Raw genomic sequence first — 16040 nt, 5'->3', positions numbered from 1 at the left:
TCGAAAAATCCCTCGTTTTCTAACGAATTGCCTTGATTAATGCTAAAAACAGTAGACTTTATTATTTTTTAGGGATACAAAATCAGTTAATAAGTTTATAAGTCCATGCGCAACAATTTGCACACTATGCATATTATTGCATGCCTATATTTGCAATTCCATACTTTTCAAGTTTGTAGTAAAGAGCACGGATGGATATATTTAGACGTTTTGCAGTTTTTGTTTTATTATAATCATGTTCTTTTAAAACGTGCAGTATAACATCTCTTTCATATTGTTCCACTAACGTTGAAAGAGTTTCACCATTTTGTATAGTAAAATCAACAGGTATTGATTCAGACTGCTCACTTACATTATTTAAGGTTGGAAGATGCTTTGCAGTAATGAGCACTTCACTATACTGCATATAAATAACAGCTCTTCCCAAAATATTCTCAAGCTCTCTGACGTTCCCAGGCCAATCATAGTGTAGAAGTAGTTTCAACGCATCTTCTGATAGACCTTCTACGCTTCTACCATAGTCTTGATTAATTTTTGTAATCAAGTGTAGCGCCAAGGCCTCGATATCTTCTTTTCGCAGACGAAGAGGCGGAATTTGGATTGGAATTTTATTTAATCGATAGTAAAGATCTTGTCTAATTGTTCCTTCTGCAATCCCTTGTTCCAAATTCACATTCGTTGCTGCAATTACTCGTACGTTTACAGGAATTGAGCTAGTTCCTCCTACTCGTACTAATTCCTTTTCTTGCAGTACTCGTAATAGTTTTGCTTGCATATGTGCTGATAATTCACCGATTTCATCTAAGAAAATACTTCCGTTATTTGCTTCTTCAAACAACCCGCGCTTGCCTCCACGCTTAGCACCTGAAAATGCTCCTTCTTCATATCCAAAGAGTTCGCTTTCTAAAAGAGATTCTGATAGCGCAGCGCAGTTTACGCGCACAAATTTGTTATACTTTCGTTCACTTGCATTATGAATAGCGTGGGCAAACAGCTCTTTTCCAGTTCCGGACTCTCCGCGTAATAATACTGTTGCAGGAGTTTTAGCTGCTAGTTTTGCTTGTTCGATAGCTAACAAAAACTCTTCAGATTCACCAATAATGTCTGCAAACGAATACTTCGCTTCTAGCGTACGAATAATTTGGCGCGCTCTGTTTAATTCCGTAGTAAGCTGCTGTATCTCTGAGATATCGTGGATAACACCTACGCTCCCTTTTAACTTACCATCAACAATAACTGGAGCAACGTTTACAACAACATCTTTTTTGTTCGGCCCTACCTTCATGCTAACACCACGCACAGCTCTTCTTGTTTTTAACACTTGCATGTGCATGCTTTCTCCTTCAGAGATATCTGTGGTCGCCGGCTTTCCAATAATATCTGAGCGTTGAAGCCCCGTAATCTTTGTATAAGCAGGGTTTATTAATAACCCAACACCTTCTTCATCCACAACTGAAATGGCTTCTTCTGATGACTGAATAATTGCTTCAAGCATAGTTTGAATATCCTTTAAATTCGTCACTTCTTCAGCTAAATTTACCACTTCTGTAATATCTTTAAAAACAGAAAAGGCTCCAAATAATTCTCCTTTTTCATTAACCATAGGAATACGTGACGTAATTACTTTATGACTATTGGTAATAGTAAACTCTCGATTATAATCCGTTCGTTTTGTCAGTAAAGTTGTTGGTAACTCGCTTGCTGGAATGGATTCATGGATATGCTTTCCAATGACATTTTCACTTTTTAAGCCCGTGATTCTTTCAGCACTTTTATTAAAGAGGGTTACTTTCGCCTCTTTATCTACAACAATCATTGCATCATGTGTAGAGTTAAAGATTAGATTATACTTATCTGATTCATGCGTTAAGCGTTCAATTAACTCTTCTTTTTGGTCCATTAAGCTAGCCATCATTTTAGCAACTGAACCTGGTATCAGTAACGTATTACTTTGTTTTTGCTTATGTAGTTCCTGAAACACATATTCATTCCCAGTCGCATCTACAATGACGTCTACACCTTTATGGAGAAAAGACCTCCAGGTTGTGGAAACTTTTATTCCTAATTGCTCTGCATACTTCATCGCTGGGGCTTTAGAATTAACGTCTACTACTCCAACTACCTTTATTCCCTCGGCTTCTTCAATCATTTTTAGTACGGCTAATCCACCCGTGTTAGCACCAATAATCAACACAGTTTGCATATTTTTTCACCTTTTTCATTTAAAATGGAAAAATACTCTGCAACTTCTTGCACTACTTTATCATATAAAACTTTAAACAGTATTGACAATTTTTTTTGCTGTTTTATCATTTAAGTAAGACAGATCAGGAAAGGATTTCCTAACTATGATGAGGATTATTGCGTTGCTCATTTTATTAATTCCCGGAGTTTTAGCAGGGTATGGCATTAAATTAATGAGAGATATGGTGTTTGGAATTTTACAGCCTCCTTTTTCATCCTTAATGCTTCAATTTACCATAGGGTTACTATTGTTTGTAATTGGTTTAGGATTTGTAGCAGGTTTTATTCTTCATCGAGATCGAAAGCGTCAAAAGGTTCAACCTCGCTTTCAGCAAAAAGAGAAAGCATCTCTATCAAAAAAATAGAGATGCTTTTTTATTACATACGATTAGCAGCAAATTCTTTAATCATTTTCTCAGGATAATCAGTGATGATGGATTCACAACCATATCCGTATAGCTGTTTCGCTAGCTTTACATCATTCACTGTATATGGCCGCACAGGGATACGATAGTCTTTGGAAGCGGCTACGTTTACTTGATTAACTGTGCGATAATTTGGATGAAGTGCTCTAGCACCAAGGTGTTGAGCATAAATCCAGGGTTCAAACATTGGATATGAATATAAAATAGCTGTTTCAATTGTTGAATCAAAAGATGTGACTCTTGCTAAGCTATTATGATTAAATGAAGATATAATGATACGCTCTTTCATTTTATAATAGTAGATGAGATCAAGTACCTTCATTTCTAAATAAGCATACTCAAACAGGTTATTTTTCAATTCAATATTAACAGAAAACTGCTGGTTAGAAGCCCAAGCTAGTACTTCATTTAACGTAGGTATTTGACAAGCTCCGTATTTCTTTTTAAATTTATAGCTCGCATCAAGACTTCTTAATTCTTTATAGTTAAAGTCTCTTATATATCCTTTACCATTTGTTGTTCGATCAACTTTTTCATCATGAATAACCATGAGCTCACCGTCTTTGGACATATGAACATCAAGTTCAATTCCATCTGCTCCTACTCTGATTGCTTCTTCAAACGAAATCATTGTATTTTCAGGAAACGTCCCTGCTGCTCCTCTGTGACCCATAATACGCATACTTGCTCAATCCCTTCATTATGACTTATGATTAACAAGGTAGTTGCAATTTATCATAATGCTTACACATATATTTTACAAGAGAATAGGAGTTGATATGTATGAGACCACTACAAATCTCACCTGATACGGCTGTCAAACTGGCTGTCAAACTGAACGTCCCTTTAGAACAACTGATGCACATGCCACAGCATATCCTATTGCAAAAGCTTGCTCAGCTGGATAAAGAAGACGAAAATAACTAATATCAAAAATAGCACTAGCTATTATGAAACTACAGAAGATAAAAAAGGCCTTTTTTAAGGCCTTTTTTATTTAATTAACTTTTAATAAAAAATGATATTTTGTTGTTGCCAAATGAAAAATCAAGTGTTATTATCTACTTGTGAAACATTTCACAATATCTTTTTTGTTGAAATGAGCCTAAAAAATAAAGTTGATTTGTTTTTTATTTATCCGAATATGTGAAATATTTCACATACTATTCTCTTGAGGAGGCACTCTTATGGAAATGACGTTAGGAAATAAAGTTGTGTTAGTAGGTACAGGTGCAGTTGGAGCAAGCTATGCGTATTCATTAATGAATCAAGGTATTTGCGATGAGTTAGTATTAGTTGATTTAAACGCAGAAAAAGCACGCGGTGATGTAATGGATTTAGCTCACGGTATCGTATATGCTCCAAGCTCTATGCACATTTCTTTTGGAACGTATGATGATTGTAAAGACGCTGCTATTGTCGTAATTTGTGCAGGAGCTGCTCAAAAGCCAGGAGAAACGAGACTTGACCTTGTTCATAAAAATGTCCAAATCTTCGAACATATTGTAAATGGAGTTATGGAATCTGGATTTAATGGCATTTTTTTAGTAGCGACAAACCCAGTTGATATTCTTACCTATGCCACATGGAAATTTTCAGGTCTTCCAAAGGAACGCGTAATTGGTTCAGGCACCATCCTTGATTCAGCTCGTTTCCGCCACCTCCTCAGTGAAGAGCTTGGTGCAGCTCCAACAAGCGTTCATGGTTATATCATTGGAGAACATGGTGATTCTCAGCTTGCCGTTTGGAGCGGAGCAAATATTTGTGGAACACCAATTGCAAATCAGCTATCACCACAACGAAAAGAAGAAATTGCTGTTCAAGTACGAAATGCAGCTTATGACATTATCAAATCAAAAGGCGCTACTTATTACGGTATTGCAATGGGGCTAGCCAGGATTACGAGAGCTATCTTAAAAAATGAGCAAGTTGTTCTTCCAGTAGGAGCCTATTTAGATGGTGAATACGATCAGCACGATATTTATGTGGGTGTTCCAAGTATCATTCATCGCGGAGGTGTCAAAAAAGTCTTAGAACTTCCGTTAGATGAGATGGAACAAAAAAAGTTCTCAGAATCTATTCAAACGTTAAAAGAAATTCAGAAATCACTTTTCACTTTAACAAACTAAGCAGAAAGCGAGTAAGTTCGCTTTCTCGCTTCCTAAAGGAGCCGTTTAAATGCTTGTTGATACGTATAATCCATTTGAGAATCTTACACTTTCAGCACTTATTGCAGCTATTCCTATTATCTCATTTTTAATATGCTTAACTCTTTTTAAAATGAAAGGGATTTATGCAGCACTATTAAACCTAGCTATTACACTGTTTCTTGTTGTTTACTTTTTTGACCTTTCACCTACCAATGCAGTTGGGAGCGTAATTCAAGGTTTCATTCAAGGTATTTGGCCTATCGGCTATATTATTATTATGGCGGTTTGGCTTTACAAAATTGCCGTCGAAACCGGGAAATTTGATGTTCTAAGAGGTAGTATTATCAACATCTCCAGTGATCAGCGACTTCAACTGTTGCTCATCGGCTTTTGCTTTAATGCCTTTTTAGAAGGAGCTGCGGGCTTTGGTGTACCAATTGCAATTTGCGCCGTGCTGCTCGTTTCACTCGGCTTTAAGCCACTTCAGGCAGCTATGCTTTGCCTAATAGCAAACGGAGCATCTGGTGCGTTTGGTGCCATTGGTATTCCAATAGCAATCGTTGATACTTTTCAGTTAGAGAATGTAAGTGCTATGGATGTATCTGTTCAAACAGCTTTAACGCTCCCTTTGGTTAACTTTACGATTCCTTTCTTGCTCATCTTATTACTTGATGGATGGCGAGGAGTTAAAGAAACGCTCCCTGCTATTTTGGTCACGTCTTTTGTTTATACTAGTGCACAAGCCGCTATGACTATCTGGATTGGGCCAGAGCTTGCTGATATTATTCCTGCGCTTCTAGCAATGGGAGCCCTTGCTCTTTTCTTACGTAAATGGCAGCCAAAGCGTATTTTCTTACTAAATGGACAAGTCTCTACTGTAAACAAGTACGCATTAAAAGACATCATTCTTTCATGGTCACCTTTTTATTTGTTAACAGGATTTGTACTGCTTTGGAGTCTTCCAGTTTTCAAATCTCTTTTCCAACCAGGAAACCTGTTATCATCTTTTGTTTTCACTTTTAATGCTCCTGGAACACCAATTGCACTTTCAATTGACTTTATTGGAGCAACTGGAACGGCCATCCTTTTGGCTGCTGTAACCACTGTTTTAACAACGAAAAAAATTAGTCTATCTCGGAGCCTAGCACTTCTAGGAAAGACAATAAAAGAATTTATCATTCCCATTGGGATGATCTGTGCTGTCATTAGTATCGCCAAACTAATGACATACGGTGGATTAACGATGGCACTTGGGAATGCGGTAGCTGAAGCAGGTCAAATTTTTCCTTTCTTCTCCCCTGTTCTTGGCTGGATTGGTGTGTTTATGACAGGTTCTGTTGTGAATAACAATACGCTTTTTGCTCCAATTCAAACAACGGCCGCGTCTTTAATTGGAACAAATCCTTCTATGCTAGTTGCTAGCAACACAGCTGGAGGAGTCATGGCAAAGCTCGTATCTCCACAGTCAATTGCTATTGCAACAGCAGCAGTTGGCCAAACAGGAAAAGAAGCTGAGTTAACCAAAATGACGCTGCGCTACAGCCTCACTTTACTTTTATTTGTTTGTATTTGGACTTTTATCTTATCTCTTTTTCAATAAAAAAACTCGGCTTTTGGGACTGACCCCGTAAAGTGAGACAAATAAAAAACACCTTTAAGTTGAAAACTGGGTATGTAGTACCTAACCATCACTTGGAGGTGTTTTTTCTATGGGAACAAGAGTTAGTTATCCAGTCGAACTAAAGTTAAAGGCAATTGAAATGAGATTAGCCGGTGTACCTGTAAAAGAAGTCTTATCACAACTAAACATTCGAAATCCTACCCAATTAAAAACGTGGATGAAGTGGTATCAAACTGGGGATGTACACCGGTTGGAACAGCCAGTAGGCAAGCAATATGCCTATGGAAAAGGTCCTGATTTTGAAAGCGAGACAGCGAAGTTAGAGGCTGAGAACCGACAGTTAAAGCAACAAATCGAGATTTTAAAAAAGTACAAGGAATTGGAAAGGAAGTGGTACCAGAAATCGCAGTGAACCTAGTGGAAGAGTTAAAAGAACAAATCCCTATTTATCAAATCTGTTTCCATCTTGGTATTCCCCGATCCACTTACTACCGTTGGAAGCAGCATAGTCAACAGGATACACGAAAGAAATGGATGGAACAGCAAGTGGGTGAACAATGTCGTGCACACAAGTTTCGATATGGCTATCGAAAAATCACAGCTGTACTCAAGCGAACCATGAAGATTAACCACAAGTTTGTGCAGCGTACCATGCAGAAATACGGTTGGCAATGTCGTGTTAAACGGAAGAAACGGCAGCGAACAGGGCAACCTTATCAGGTTGCAGAGAATGTATTAAATCGTGACTTTCAAGCTGAACGCCCTCTTCAAAAGCTCGTGACCGATATTACGTACTTGCCTTTTGGGCCGAAACCATTGTATCTTTCAAGTATTCAAGATTTATTTAACGGAGAGATTATTGCGTATTCCATAGGTGATTGTCAAAATGTCGCGTTTGTTTTAGACACGCTTAACCAACTCCCTTCTCTACCGGAAGGGTGTACGTTGCATAGTGATCAAGGCTCTGTGTACACATCGTATGCTTATCAACAAACAATTAAAGAGAAAGGCATTATCATGAGTATGTCCCGAAAAGGGACGCCCGCAGATAATGCCTCAATTGAATCGTTTCATTCCTCACTAAAGTCTGAAACGTTCTACCTTGACGAGTTGACATACACTACGACTACCATCGTAGAGCAAACCGTCAAAAGCTATATTACGTATTATAACCATGCCCGTATTCAAACAAAATTAAACAACCAGTCTCCTGTACAATACAGAAAACTGGTTGTTTAAAAGGTGTTTTGATTCCTGTCTCAAAAACAGGGGTCAGTCCCTTTTAAGCCGAGTTTTTTTATATTTCTTTACCACTACCATTTAGAGATTTTTCTACAAACTGAATTTTACTCATTAGTTTATTAATCCCGATTGGAAAGAAATAAGAGCCAAAAAAAGCACATACAAAAGCTTCAGACCAGATTTTTAACCACGTTTGCATAAATGTATCATTGTAACCAAAGTTAATGGATACCAACATAAATGAAACAAAACAAGAAATACTTAAAGCCATGCAGAAGGCAAAAATAATACGCTTATATCTTATATGAATCCTCAATTTTGAATGTCACCTTCTTTTTTAATAGATAAATTAAAAGTGGGAGTGAATGTTATATTACGTATTCAATATGTGAAAAAAATAACAAGTATGTGTAACAGCTCGTTCCACTTCTCTACAATTCAACACTTTTACAAGTATATATGGTATCACCTATATTTATTTTAGTAAATTAACTATTGTTAAATCTAATTATACAGACACGCATTAACGTTATTAGACTTAATGCGTAAACATCATCACTAGGTTTTGAAAAACTAGTACAATAAAAAACATCATTCTTTATCGGATTAGCGTCCTCGTAAAGAATGATGTTTTTTATTGTACTATCTCGTTCATATTTAACAGTTAGTAAGCCTTCGTTTACTTCTTACCCTCTCAAGAAGCTTTGTGTTCAAGACGTAATTTATCCGCAACCATGGCGATAAACTCTGAATTTGTAGGCTTTGCTTTTGTCATGCTAACCGTATAGCCGAATAAAGAGGAAATTGAATCGATATTACCTCTGCTCCATGCTACTTCAATTGCATGACGAATCGCACGTTCCACACGACTTGCTGTAGTATTATATTTTTTAGCAATATCCGGATAAAGGACTTTTGTAATTGAACCCAGTAATTCAATATCTTTATAAACCATGGAAATCGCTTCACGTAAATATAAATAGCCTTTAATGTGAGCAGGCACGCCAATTTCATGAATAATGCTTGTGATGCTTGCATCTAAGTTCGCAGGCTTATTATCACGCTGTAAGCGCATTGCTGATGAGGATGAACGGTTTGTGAAAGATGAAGCTTGACCGCTTACCTGGCGAATATGGTTTACTAAGTTTTCCATATCAAATGGCTTTAAAATAAAATAAGCAGCGCCTAAATCGACTGCCTTTTTCGTCACGTCTTCTTGACCAAAAGCGGTTAGCATAATTACGTTAGGATAGTTTTCTTTTTTCATTTCCTTTAATTGACTCAATACTGCAAGCCCATCTAAATGAGGCATGATGATATCTAGTACAAGCACGTCTGGATCTTTATCTTTTAAAATAGACAAACATTCCTGCCCGTTATACGCAACCCCGATTACTTCCATATCATCTTGTTCAGAAATGTAATCCTCAAGCAGTCCAATTAATTCTCTATTATCATCGACTAAACATACTTTAATTTTTTTCAAAGTATCTTCCTCCTCATTCCCTTAACTTATACGCCAGTCCCGCATGTCTCTACTCTTTATTCTAAAGGACAAATTCGACAATGCAACATTATTTCCTTTATTTTTTTATAAAAAAGTCTTTTTTATCATTATTCCATAAATTCCTTGTGTTTTCTGGTTTTTTCGACGTTTTTCTAACGGTATTACGACAGTCTTTTCATCACAAAAAGAGCGAACTATTTATCGTTAGCTCGCTCTTTTTGATTCTTTTTTATAAATATTAATACCAGCTTCATTTAACATCCACTCAATATGCACACCATATCCTGAAGTTGGATCATTAACAAATACATGCGTAACAGCTCCGATTACTTTACCATCTTGAATAATTGGGCTGCCGCTCATTCCTTGCACAATACCACCTGTTTTGTCTAATAACTCTTTGTCTGTAATTTTAATGACCATCCCTTTAGTAGCAGGGAATTTTTGCGGAATGCTACTAACAACTTCCACATCGAACTCTTCCACCTTATCATTTTCAACTACCGTTAGAATCTTAGCGGGTCCTTCTTTTACTTGATGAGATAGTGAAATCGGCATTGGCTTATCTAAAATACCGTTTTCCATCGTTTCAGATAGCTTTCCAAAGATACCAAATGGGCTATTTGTTTTGATGTTGCCGATAATTTCTTTATCTTCTGAGAAGCGTGCTAGCTTCTCGCCTGGAACGCCATTTTCACCTTTTTCAATTGATGTGACGGTAGAGCGTACAATTTGCCCATCTTCTACAACAATTGGTTTTTTGGTATCCATATCGGAAATGACATGACCTAACGCTCCATATTTCTTTGATTTTGGATCATAGAAAGTCATCGTACCAATACCCGCTGCCGAATCTCTAATATATAGACCAATTCGATACGCGTAATCTTCTTTGTCTTTTAAAGGATATAACTTTGTTTGAAATTGTTCTTTTTCTCTCATTACTTGCAATTTTAAAGGCTCTCCAGTTTTTCCTGCTTGCTGAATAAATGGGGTAATATCACTCATCTTTTCAATCGTTTTGCCATTGATCTTTGTAATCATGTCGCCTACTTGGATGCCTGCAATTTCACCAGGAGATTTCTTTCCATCTTTCGTATCAACTTGATGATAACCAACAACTAAAACACCTTTAGAGTTCAGCTTGACACCAATTGATTGTCCTCCAGGAATGACTTTAAAGTCAGATAATACTTGAACATCTACTCTTTTGACCGGTACTCCTGCAAGGTGAAGCATCATTTCTTCTTTTCCTACTTCTTTGCCAGCGATACTAAGCTTAGCGTCTTGTTTCATCGTTTCAATAACATCATTACTATGAGTGCTAACTGCTAACGATGTAGGAAAATTCACTTCATCACTTTTAAACAATGTCATTTGTTTTGGGATAGTAAGGTATTGCTGCACAACAGGGATAAAGCCTACAAAAATAAACGAAACAAGGAGAATTGCACCAATTATATATCTAATTCGATTGTTCATCTTTTCACTCTCCTCGCTTCCTCGCCTAAATGGCTACACTTTTACTTTTGCCTTCTTATAGCCCATTTATAACCGAAGTTCAAAGAAAAATAAAAAGAACGGCAGGAAAGATTTTTAACCAAAGTTTACTACATAAAAAAAGCGCTTTTGGCACATAACAATCCACCAGAAGCGCTTTTTAAATGCTTATTGTTTAATTTTCGCTGCTAAACCCAACAGTTCTTGGGCGTGCTGCTGAGTTAAATCAGTTATTTCGGCTCCTGCAATCATGCGAGCAATTTCTTTTGTTTTCTCTTCTTCACTTAAAGGTAGAACAGATGTTGTAGTACGATCATCTTTAATTTGCTTTGAAATAAACAAATGTGTATCTGCCATAGCAGCCACCTGTGGAAGATGAGAAATACATAGTACTTGAGAATCTACAGAAATGGCATGAATTTTCTCACCAATGGACTGTGCGACACGGCCGCTCACCCCTGTATCTACTTCATCAAAAATAATGGACGTAACGCCTTGATGCTTAGAGAAAATACTCTTTAGTGCAAGCATAATACGAGATAGTTCTCCACCAGACGCTACTTTAGCAAGAGGCTTTAACGGCTCACCTGGGTTTGTAGAAATGTAAAACTCCACTGAATCGATACCATCCTTAGTAAACTTAACAGAATCACCGCTAAGTTCGCTATCAGCTTGATTTGATGGTAGCTTTTCAAATACGATATTAAAAATAGTTTTAGCCATATAAAGCTCCTGTAGCTCTTGATGAATACTATCCGTTAATTCTGCTGCTAGCTGCTTTCTAACCTCAGAAACATTTTTCGCTTCAACAAGCAAATCTTCCGCTATGCTCGACAGCTTTTGTTTAATTTTCTCAACGTGAGTATCTCGATTTTCAATTCGATCAATTTCATCTTCAATTTGAGCTGCATACTCCAGAATTTCATCAACGCTTTGACCATACTTACGCTTTAAATGACTAATTTCATTTAGCCGTGATTCAATAAAATTAAGGCGCTTTGGGTCATACTCTAATAAATCAAGCTGCTGACGAATACGATAAGAAGCATCTTCAATTTGATAAAAACTTGATGATATAACTTCTGAAATTTCACCATAGGTATCTTCTAAGTTTGAAATTTCTTCGGCATGATTCATAGCTACACCCAGCCAATCTAACCCTCTTTGCTCACCATGAAGCGCATTATACGCATCTGTTAAGGACGTATAAATCTTCTCAAAGTTAGAAATCTTAAGGCGCTCATCCATCAGCAACTCATCTTCATTTGGTTGAAGATCAGCTGCTTTGATTTCATCAAGCTGAAATTGAATTAAGTCTAAGCGATGAGCCATTTGCTGTTCATTTTCTGTCAATTGTTCTAACTGTTTCTTTAGCGTCGTATATGTAGTAAACACTTCTCGATATTCTGATAGTGCTTCTTCAACCTTTTGCCCCCCATACTGATCAAGAAGAATTAGGTGTCGATCTTGGTTCATCAAGTCCTGATGTTCATGCTGTCCATGGATATCCATCAGTGTTTGACCCACTTCACGTAAAATGCCAAGCGTGACTAGCTTTCCATTGATACGGCAAATACTCTTACCGTTCATAGTGATGTCTCGTCTTAGCACCACCATTCCATCTTCAACTTCAACTCCCACCTGCTTGGCTTTTTCATAGCAAGGGTGCTCGTCTTCAATTAAAAATAACCCTTCAATTTCCGCTCGATTTGTTCCATGCCTTACAAACTCAGATGAACCACGCCCTCCAACAAGCAAATGAATAGCATCAATAATAATTGACTTACCAGCTCCTGTTTCACCTGTTAAAACTGTTAAGCCTTTTTCAAACGATACTGAAAGCTCATCAATGATGGCAAAGTTTTTGATTGATAGTTCTGCTAACAATCTGTTTCACACACCTTTACAACATTTCTAAGAATCGATCCGAAATCTTTTGAGTATCTTCAGGCGTTCGACAAATAATCAAACACGTATCATCACCACAAATTGTACCTAGAATTTCTTCCCAATCTAAATGATCAATCAATGCTCCAATAGCGTTGGCATTACCTGGCAAAGTTTTCATTACCAGCATATGCCCTGCTGAATCGATTTTTACAAAAGCATCCATCAATGACCGCTTTAGCTTTTGTAAAGGGTTAAAGCGCTGATCGGCAGGAAGGCTGTATTTATAGCGACCATCCATTAACGGAACTTTTACTAAGTGAAGCTCTTTAATGTCGCGAGAGATGGTTGCTTGCGTTACGTTAAATCCTTGATTTTTCAAAATATCTACTAACTCGTCTTGCGTTTCAATATCATTGTTTGTAATAATGTCACGAATTTTAATATGTCTTTGCCCTTTGTTCATACTGGCACCTCACACTAATATGTATTATCTTATTTCTTATAGTATAGACGGAATGTTATGATTCTCTTCCACATCATGCTGACATTCAATTTGATTATACACCTTTGCGTATAAAGGTGTATAATCAAATTGCCAATGCTAGAGTTACTAGCATTGGCTTTTCATGCTTGAACAGAGACAAGAGCGTTAAGACTTCTTCTCTTTAAGTACTGAATGCGCTTGTTCAACAACTTCCTGAGCTGTTAGAGTAGCAAGATTCTCTCCTTGCTGTCTTTGTCCTTTCCAATGTAGGTGAAGTAGAAACTCAATGTTTCCGTCTCCACCCGTTATTGGTGAGTACGATACGTTGCGCACATCATACCCTTCCTTCAAAGCAAAATTCACCATATTCTCAACAACTTCTTGATGAACCTTTGCATCTCGTACAATTCCTTTTTTTCCAACTTGCTCGCGACCTGCTTCAAACTGCGGCTTCACAAGGGCTACCACGTCACTTCCTGATACAAGAAGTTGTTTTAGCACGGGCAGAATTAACTTTAAGGAAATAAATGAAACATCGATTGATGCGAATTCAGGTAACCCGGCCGTAAGGTCAGCTGGCGTAACATAGCGAAAGTTCGTACGTTCCATCACAACCACTCGCTCATCTTGTCGCAGCTTCCAAGCAAGTTGATTATAGCCGACATCCAGTGCATATGACATTTTTGCTCCGTTTTGCAAAGCACAGTCAGTAAATCCACCTGTTGATGAGCCAATATCAATCATAATACGATCTTTCACTTGTACATCAAACTCTTTCAGTGCTTTTTCAAGCTTAAAGCCACCTCTACTTACATACGGCATTACTGCTCCCTTTACAGTCAAAGGTGTTTCTCGATCAATCTTTTCCCCAGGCTTGTCTAAACGCTGTTCATTCGCGTATACAAGGCCAGCCATAACTGTTCGCTTCGCTTTTTCTCTCGTTTCTACCAAGCCTCTTTCGACTAGTAGAACGTCTACTCGTTCTTTTTTCGTCACTTCACTTCAAGCCTCTTTTGTATTGGTCTTACGAGTTTATTTACTCGATTAATTACTTCATCAGTTGTTAGGTTAATTTCTTCTAATAACTTTGTTACGCTTCCATGCTCAATAAACTTATCTGGAATTCCCATACGATCGATAGGGGAATAATATCCATGCTCTGAAGCAAACTCTAATACTGCACTTCCAAATCCACCTTGTAATACAGCTTCTTCAATTGTTAAAACAGGGCGATTTGATTTTAAAACTTGGTGCAGCATTGCTTCATCCATTGGCTTGATGAAACGTGCATTGATAACCTCAACTTGAATACCTTTTTCACTTAACGCTTCCGCCGCTTCCATAGCCATTGGAATCGTTGTACCAAACGTTAGGATAGTTGCATCTGTACCTTCTTTTAGTACTTCCCATGTCCCAATATCAATTGACTTTAGCTCTTCATCTAATGGTACCCCTAGACCATTCCCTCTAGGATAACGCATAGCAATTGGTCCTGCTTCATATGTTAATGCTGTATGAACCATATGCTGACCTTCATTTTCATCTTTCGGCATCATTAACACTAAGTTTGGTAAATGGCGTAAAAATGCAATATCGAATACACCTTGATGTGTTTCTCCGTCTGCTCCAACTAAGCCTGCTCGGTCAATTCCGATAAATACATTTAGCTTTTGACGACAAATGTCATGTACAACTTGGTCATAAGCACGCTGCAAGAACGTTGAATAAATAGCTAAGAACGGCTTCATATTTTGAGTAGCTAAGCCAGCTGCCATCGTTGTTGCATGTTGCTCTGCAATTCCAACATCAAACATACGATGCGGAAACTCTTGTTGAAATGCTTCTAACTTAGAGCCAACTGGCATAGCAGGCGTGACCGCTACAATACGGTCGTCTTTACGAGCCATTTTTAAAACAGTATTACTCACTAGTGCGCTCCATCCTACCGGTACATTTTTATCTTTAATAAAGTCACCAGACTCAATTTTGTAAGGGCCTGTACCATGCCACGCACCGCTAGTATCACTTTCTGCTGGTAAGTACCCCTTACCTTTTTTCGTAATAACATGAACGACAACTGGCCCTTTTGTCTTCTTGGCATACTGAAGAGTTTCTAAAAGCTCTTCGTAATTATGACCATCCACCGGACCGAGGTATGTAAATCCAAGGTCTTCAAAAAACATACCGGATACAACCATATACTTTAGACCATCTTTAACGCGCTCCGCTGTGGCTGCTAGTTTCCCACCAACGGCTGGAACTTTTTTCAAAAGCACTTCTAGCTCATCTTTTACCCAATTGTATTTCCCTGCTGTACGAAGTCGCCCCAGTACGCTGTGAAGGGCACCTACATTTGGAGCAATCGACATCTCATTATCGTTTAAAATAACAGTCATATCTGTTTTTTCATGGCCAATATGGTTTAGCGCTTCCAAGGCCATACCGCCTGTTAAGGCTCCGTCACCAATAATTGGGATAACATGAGATTTTGTTTTTTGTAAATCACGCGCAACTGCCATTCCCATTGCAGCTGATAATGAAGTAGAACTGTGTCCCGTTTCCCACACATCATGTTCGCTTTCATCACGCTTAGGAAAACCGCAAAGGCCTTTATACTGGCGAATAGTATCGAATTCGCATGCTCGCCCCGTTAAAATTTTATGAACATAGGACTGATGTCCAACATCCCATAGAAATTTATCTTTAGGACTGTTAAATACTTTATGAAGGGCCACCGTCAGCTCAACTACTCCTAAGTTTGGCCCAATATGGCCTCCTGTTACAGAGAGCTTTGTAATTAAAAAGCGACGAATGTCTTCACTCAATGCTTCTAATTCTGTTATTGACATCTTTTTTAAAAAATCAGGACTTTTTATCGCTGTAAGATCCAATCTGGATCACTCACTTTCGTACTTGTTATAAAGTTACCTTAATACATTTTGTATGGTTTTATACTAATAGTCAATTATTAACACAG

Annotated in this window: 14 protein-coding genes; 5 read left to right on the top strand and 9 right to left on the bottom strand. The window is 37.8% G+C overall.

Annotation, left to right across the window (positions count from 1 at the left end; genetic code table 11):
* Positions 1 to 133: 133 nt before the first annotated feature.
* Positions 134 to 2203, bottom strand: coding sequence for a sigma 54-interacting transcriptional regulator (locus tag V2145_RS02545; protein ID WP_131888277.1), 2070 nt, complete (start codon positions 2201 to 2203; stop codon positions 134 to 136).
* A gap of 145 nt (positions 2204 to 2348) precedes the next feature.
* On the opposite strand from V2145_RS02545, the gene V2145_RS02540 reads away from it, so the two are divergent.
* Positions 2349 to 2609: a DUF2627 domain-containing protein gene (locus tag V2145_RS02540; protein WP_131888278.1), complete on the top strand. Its 261-nt coding sequence runs from the start codon at positions 2349 to 2351 to the stop codon at positions 2607 to 2609.
* A 13-nt stretch (positions 2610 to 2622) separates the two neighbouring features.
* Here the strand turns inward: V2145_RS02540 and V2145_RS02535 are convergent, their stop codons facing one another.
* Positions 2623 to 3351, bottom strand: coding sequence for a glycerophosphodiester phosphodiesterase (locus V2145_RS02535; protein WP_094910750.1), 729 nt, complete (start codon positions 3349 to 3351; stop codon positions 2623 to 2625).
* 101 nt (positions 3352 to 3452) lie between these two features.
* Here V2145_RS02535 and V2145_RS02530 point away from each other — a divergent pair, with 101 nt between their 5' ends.
* The 4 genes from V2145_RS02530 to V2145_RS02515 all read left to right on the top strand — a co-directional run bounded on the left by V2145_RS02530 (position 3453) and on the right by V2145_RS02515 (position 7679).
* Positions 3453 to 3596 (top strand): YycC family protein, encoded by a 144-nt coding sequence (locus tag V2145_RS02530; protein WP_330987295.1) that lies wholly within the window; start codon positions 3453 to 3455, stop codon positions 3594 to 3596.
* Between the two features lie 260 nt (positions 3597 to 3856).
* Positions 3857 to 4798 carry an L-lactate dehydrogenase gene (locus V2145_RS02525; protein ID WP_094910752.1) on the top strand — a complete coding sequence of 314 codons (942 nt, stop codon included), beginning with the start codon at positions 3857 to 3859 and terminating at the stop codon, positions 4796 to 4798.
* A gap of 49 nt (positions 4799 to 4847) precedes the next feature.
* Entirely contained in the window at positions 4848 to 6419 is a 1572-nt protein-coding gene (locus V2145_RS02520) for an L-lactate permease (RefSeq protein WP_094910753.1), read from the top strand.
* A gap of 109 nt (positions 6420 to 6528) precedes the next feature.
* A protein-coding gene (locus V2145_RS02515; RefSeq protein WP_330987294.1) for an IS3 family transposase occupies positions 6529 to 7679 on the top strand; the annotation gives its coding sequence in 2 pieces (ribosomal slippage) (positions 6529 to 6802 and positions 6802 to 7679; 1152 coding nt in all).
* A 58-nt stretch (positions 7680 to 7737) separates the two neighbouring features.
* Here the strand turns inward: V2145_RS02515 and V2145_RS02510 are convergent.
* The 7 genes from V2145_RS02510 to dxs all read right to left on the bottom strand — a co-directional run bounded on the left by V2145_RS02510 (position 7738) and on the right by dxs (position 15954).
* The gene (locus V2145_RS02510; protein ID WP_094910754.1) at positions 7738 to 7998 is read right to left on the bottom strand and encodes a DUF2798 domain-containing protein; all 261 of its coding nucleotides are present in this window, start codon (positions 7996 to 7998) and stop codon (positions 7738 to 7740) included.
* Between the two features lie 378 nt (positions 7999 to 8376).
* Positions 8377 to 9168, bottom strand: a complete 792-nt coding sequence (gene spo0A, locus V2145_RS02505) for a sporulation transcription factor Spo0A (protein ID WP_094910755.1) — start codon at positions 9166 to 9168, stop codon at positions 8377 to 8379.
* A gap of 225 nt (positions 9169 to 9393) precedes the next feature.
* Positions 9394 to 10671: a SpoIVB peptidase gene (gene spoIVB, locus V2145_RS02500; RefSeq protein WP_094910756.1), complete on the bottom strand. Its 1278-nt coding sequence runs from the start codon at positions 10669 to 10671 to the stop codon at positions 9394 to 9396.
* Positions 10672 to 10857: 186 nt separating this feature from the next.
* Positions 10858 to 12576, bottom strand: a complete 1719-nt coding sequence (recN, locus tag V2145_RS02495; protein ID WP_131888282.1) for a DNA repair protein RecN — start codon at positions 12574 to 12576, stop codon at positions 10858 to 10860.
* Between the two features lie 16 nt (positions 12577 to 12592).
* Positions 12593 to 13042 carry a transcriptional regulator AhrC/ArgR gene (ahrC, locus tag V2145_RS02490; protein WP_025911491.1) on the bottom strand — a complete coding sequence of 150 codons (450 nt, stop codon included), beginning with the start codon at positions 13040 to 13042 and terminating at the stop codon, positions 12593 to 12595.
* A gap of 186 nt (positions 13043 to 13228) precedes the next feature.
* Entirely contained in the window at positions 13229 to 14059 is an 831-nt protein-coding gene (locus tag V2145_RS02485) for a TlyA family RNA methyltransferase (protein ID WP_094910758.1), read from the bottom strand.
* Positions 14056 to 15954, bottom strand: a complete 1899-nt coding sequence (dxs, locus tag V2145_RS02480; protein WP_094910759.1) for a 1-deoxy-D-xylulose-5-phosphate synthase — start codon at positions 15952 to 15954, stop codon at positions 14056 to 14058. The genes V2145_RS02485 and dxs overlap by 4 nt, the downstream gene beginning before the upstream one ends.
* Positions 15955 to 16040 lie beyond the last annotated feature (86 nt).

Source organism: Priestia sp. GS2 (assembly GCF_036409025.1).
Classification (GTDB): Bacteria; Bacillota; Bacilli; order Bacillales; family Bacillaceae_H; genus Priestia; species Priestia aryabhattai_A.
Note: the sequence above shows the minus strand (reverse complement) of the source record. Positions and strands in the feature narration are given on the sequence as shown.

What these genes read in the sequence shown, in the direction of transcription:
- V2145_RS02545 (WP_131888277.1), bottom strand. Translation starts at nt 2,203, where the DNA reads ATGCAAACTGTGTTGATTATTGGTGCTAACACGGGTGGATTAGCCGTA.
- V2145_RS02540 (WP_131888278.1), top strand. Translation starts at nt 2,349, where the DNA reads ATGATGAGGATTATTGCGTTGCTCATTTTATTAATTCCCGGAGTTTTA.
- V2145_RS02535 (WP_094910750.1), bottom strand. Translation starts at nt 3,351, where the DNA reads ATGCGTATTATGGGTCACAGAGGAGCAGCAGGGACGTTTCCTGAAAAT.
- V2145_RS02530 (WP_330987295.1), top strand. Translation starts at nt 3,453, where the DNA reads ATGAGACCACTACAAATCTCACCTGATACGGCTGTCAAACTGGCTGTC.
- V2145_RS02525 (WP_094910752.1), top strand. Translation starts at nt 3,857, where the DNA reads ATGGAAATGACGTTAGGAAATAAAGTTGTGTTAGTAGGTACAGGTGCA.
- V2145_RS02520 (WP_094910753.1), top strand. Translation starts at nt 4,848, where the DNA reads ATGCTTGTTGATACGTATAATCCATTTGAGAATCTTACACTTTCAGCA.
- spoIVB (WP_094910756.1), bottom strand. Translation starts at nt 10,671, where the DNA reads ATGAACAATCGAATTAGATATATAATTGGTGCAATTCTCCTTGTTTCG.
- ahrC (WP_025911491.1), bottom strand. Translation starts at nt 13,042, where the DNA reads ATGAACAAAGGGCAAAGACATATTAAAATTCGTGACATTATTACAAAC.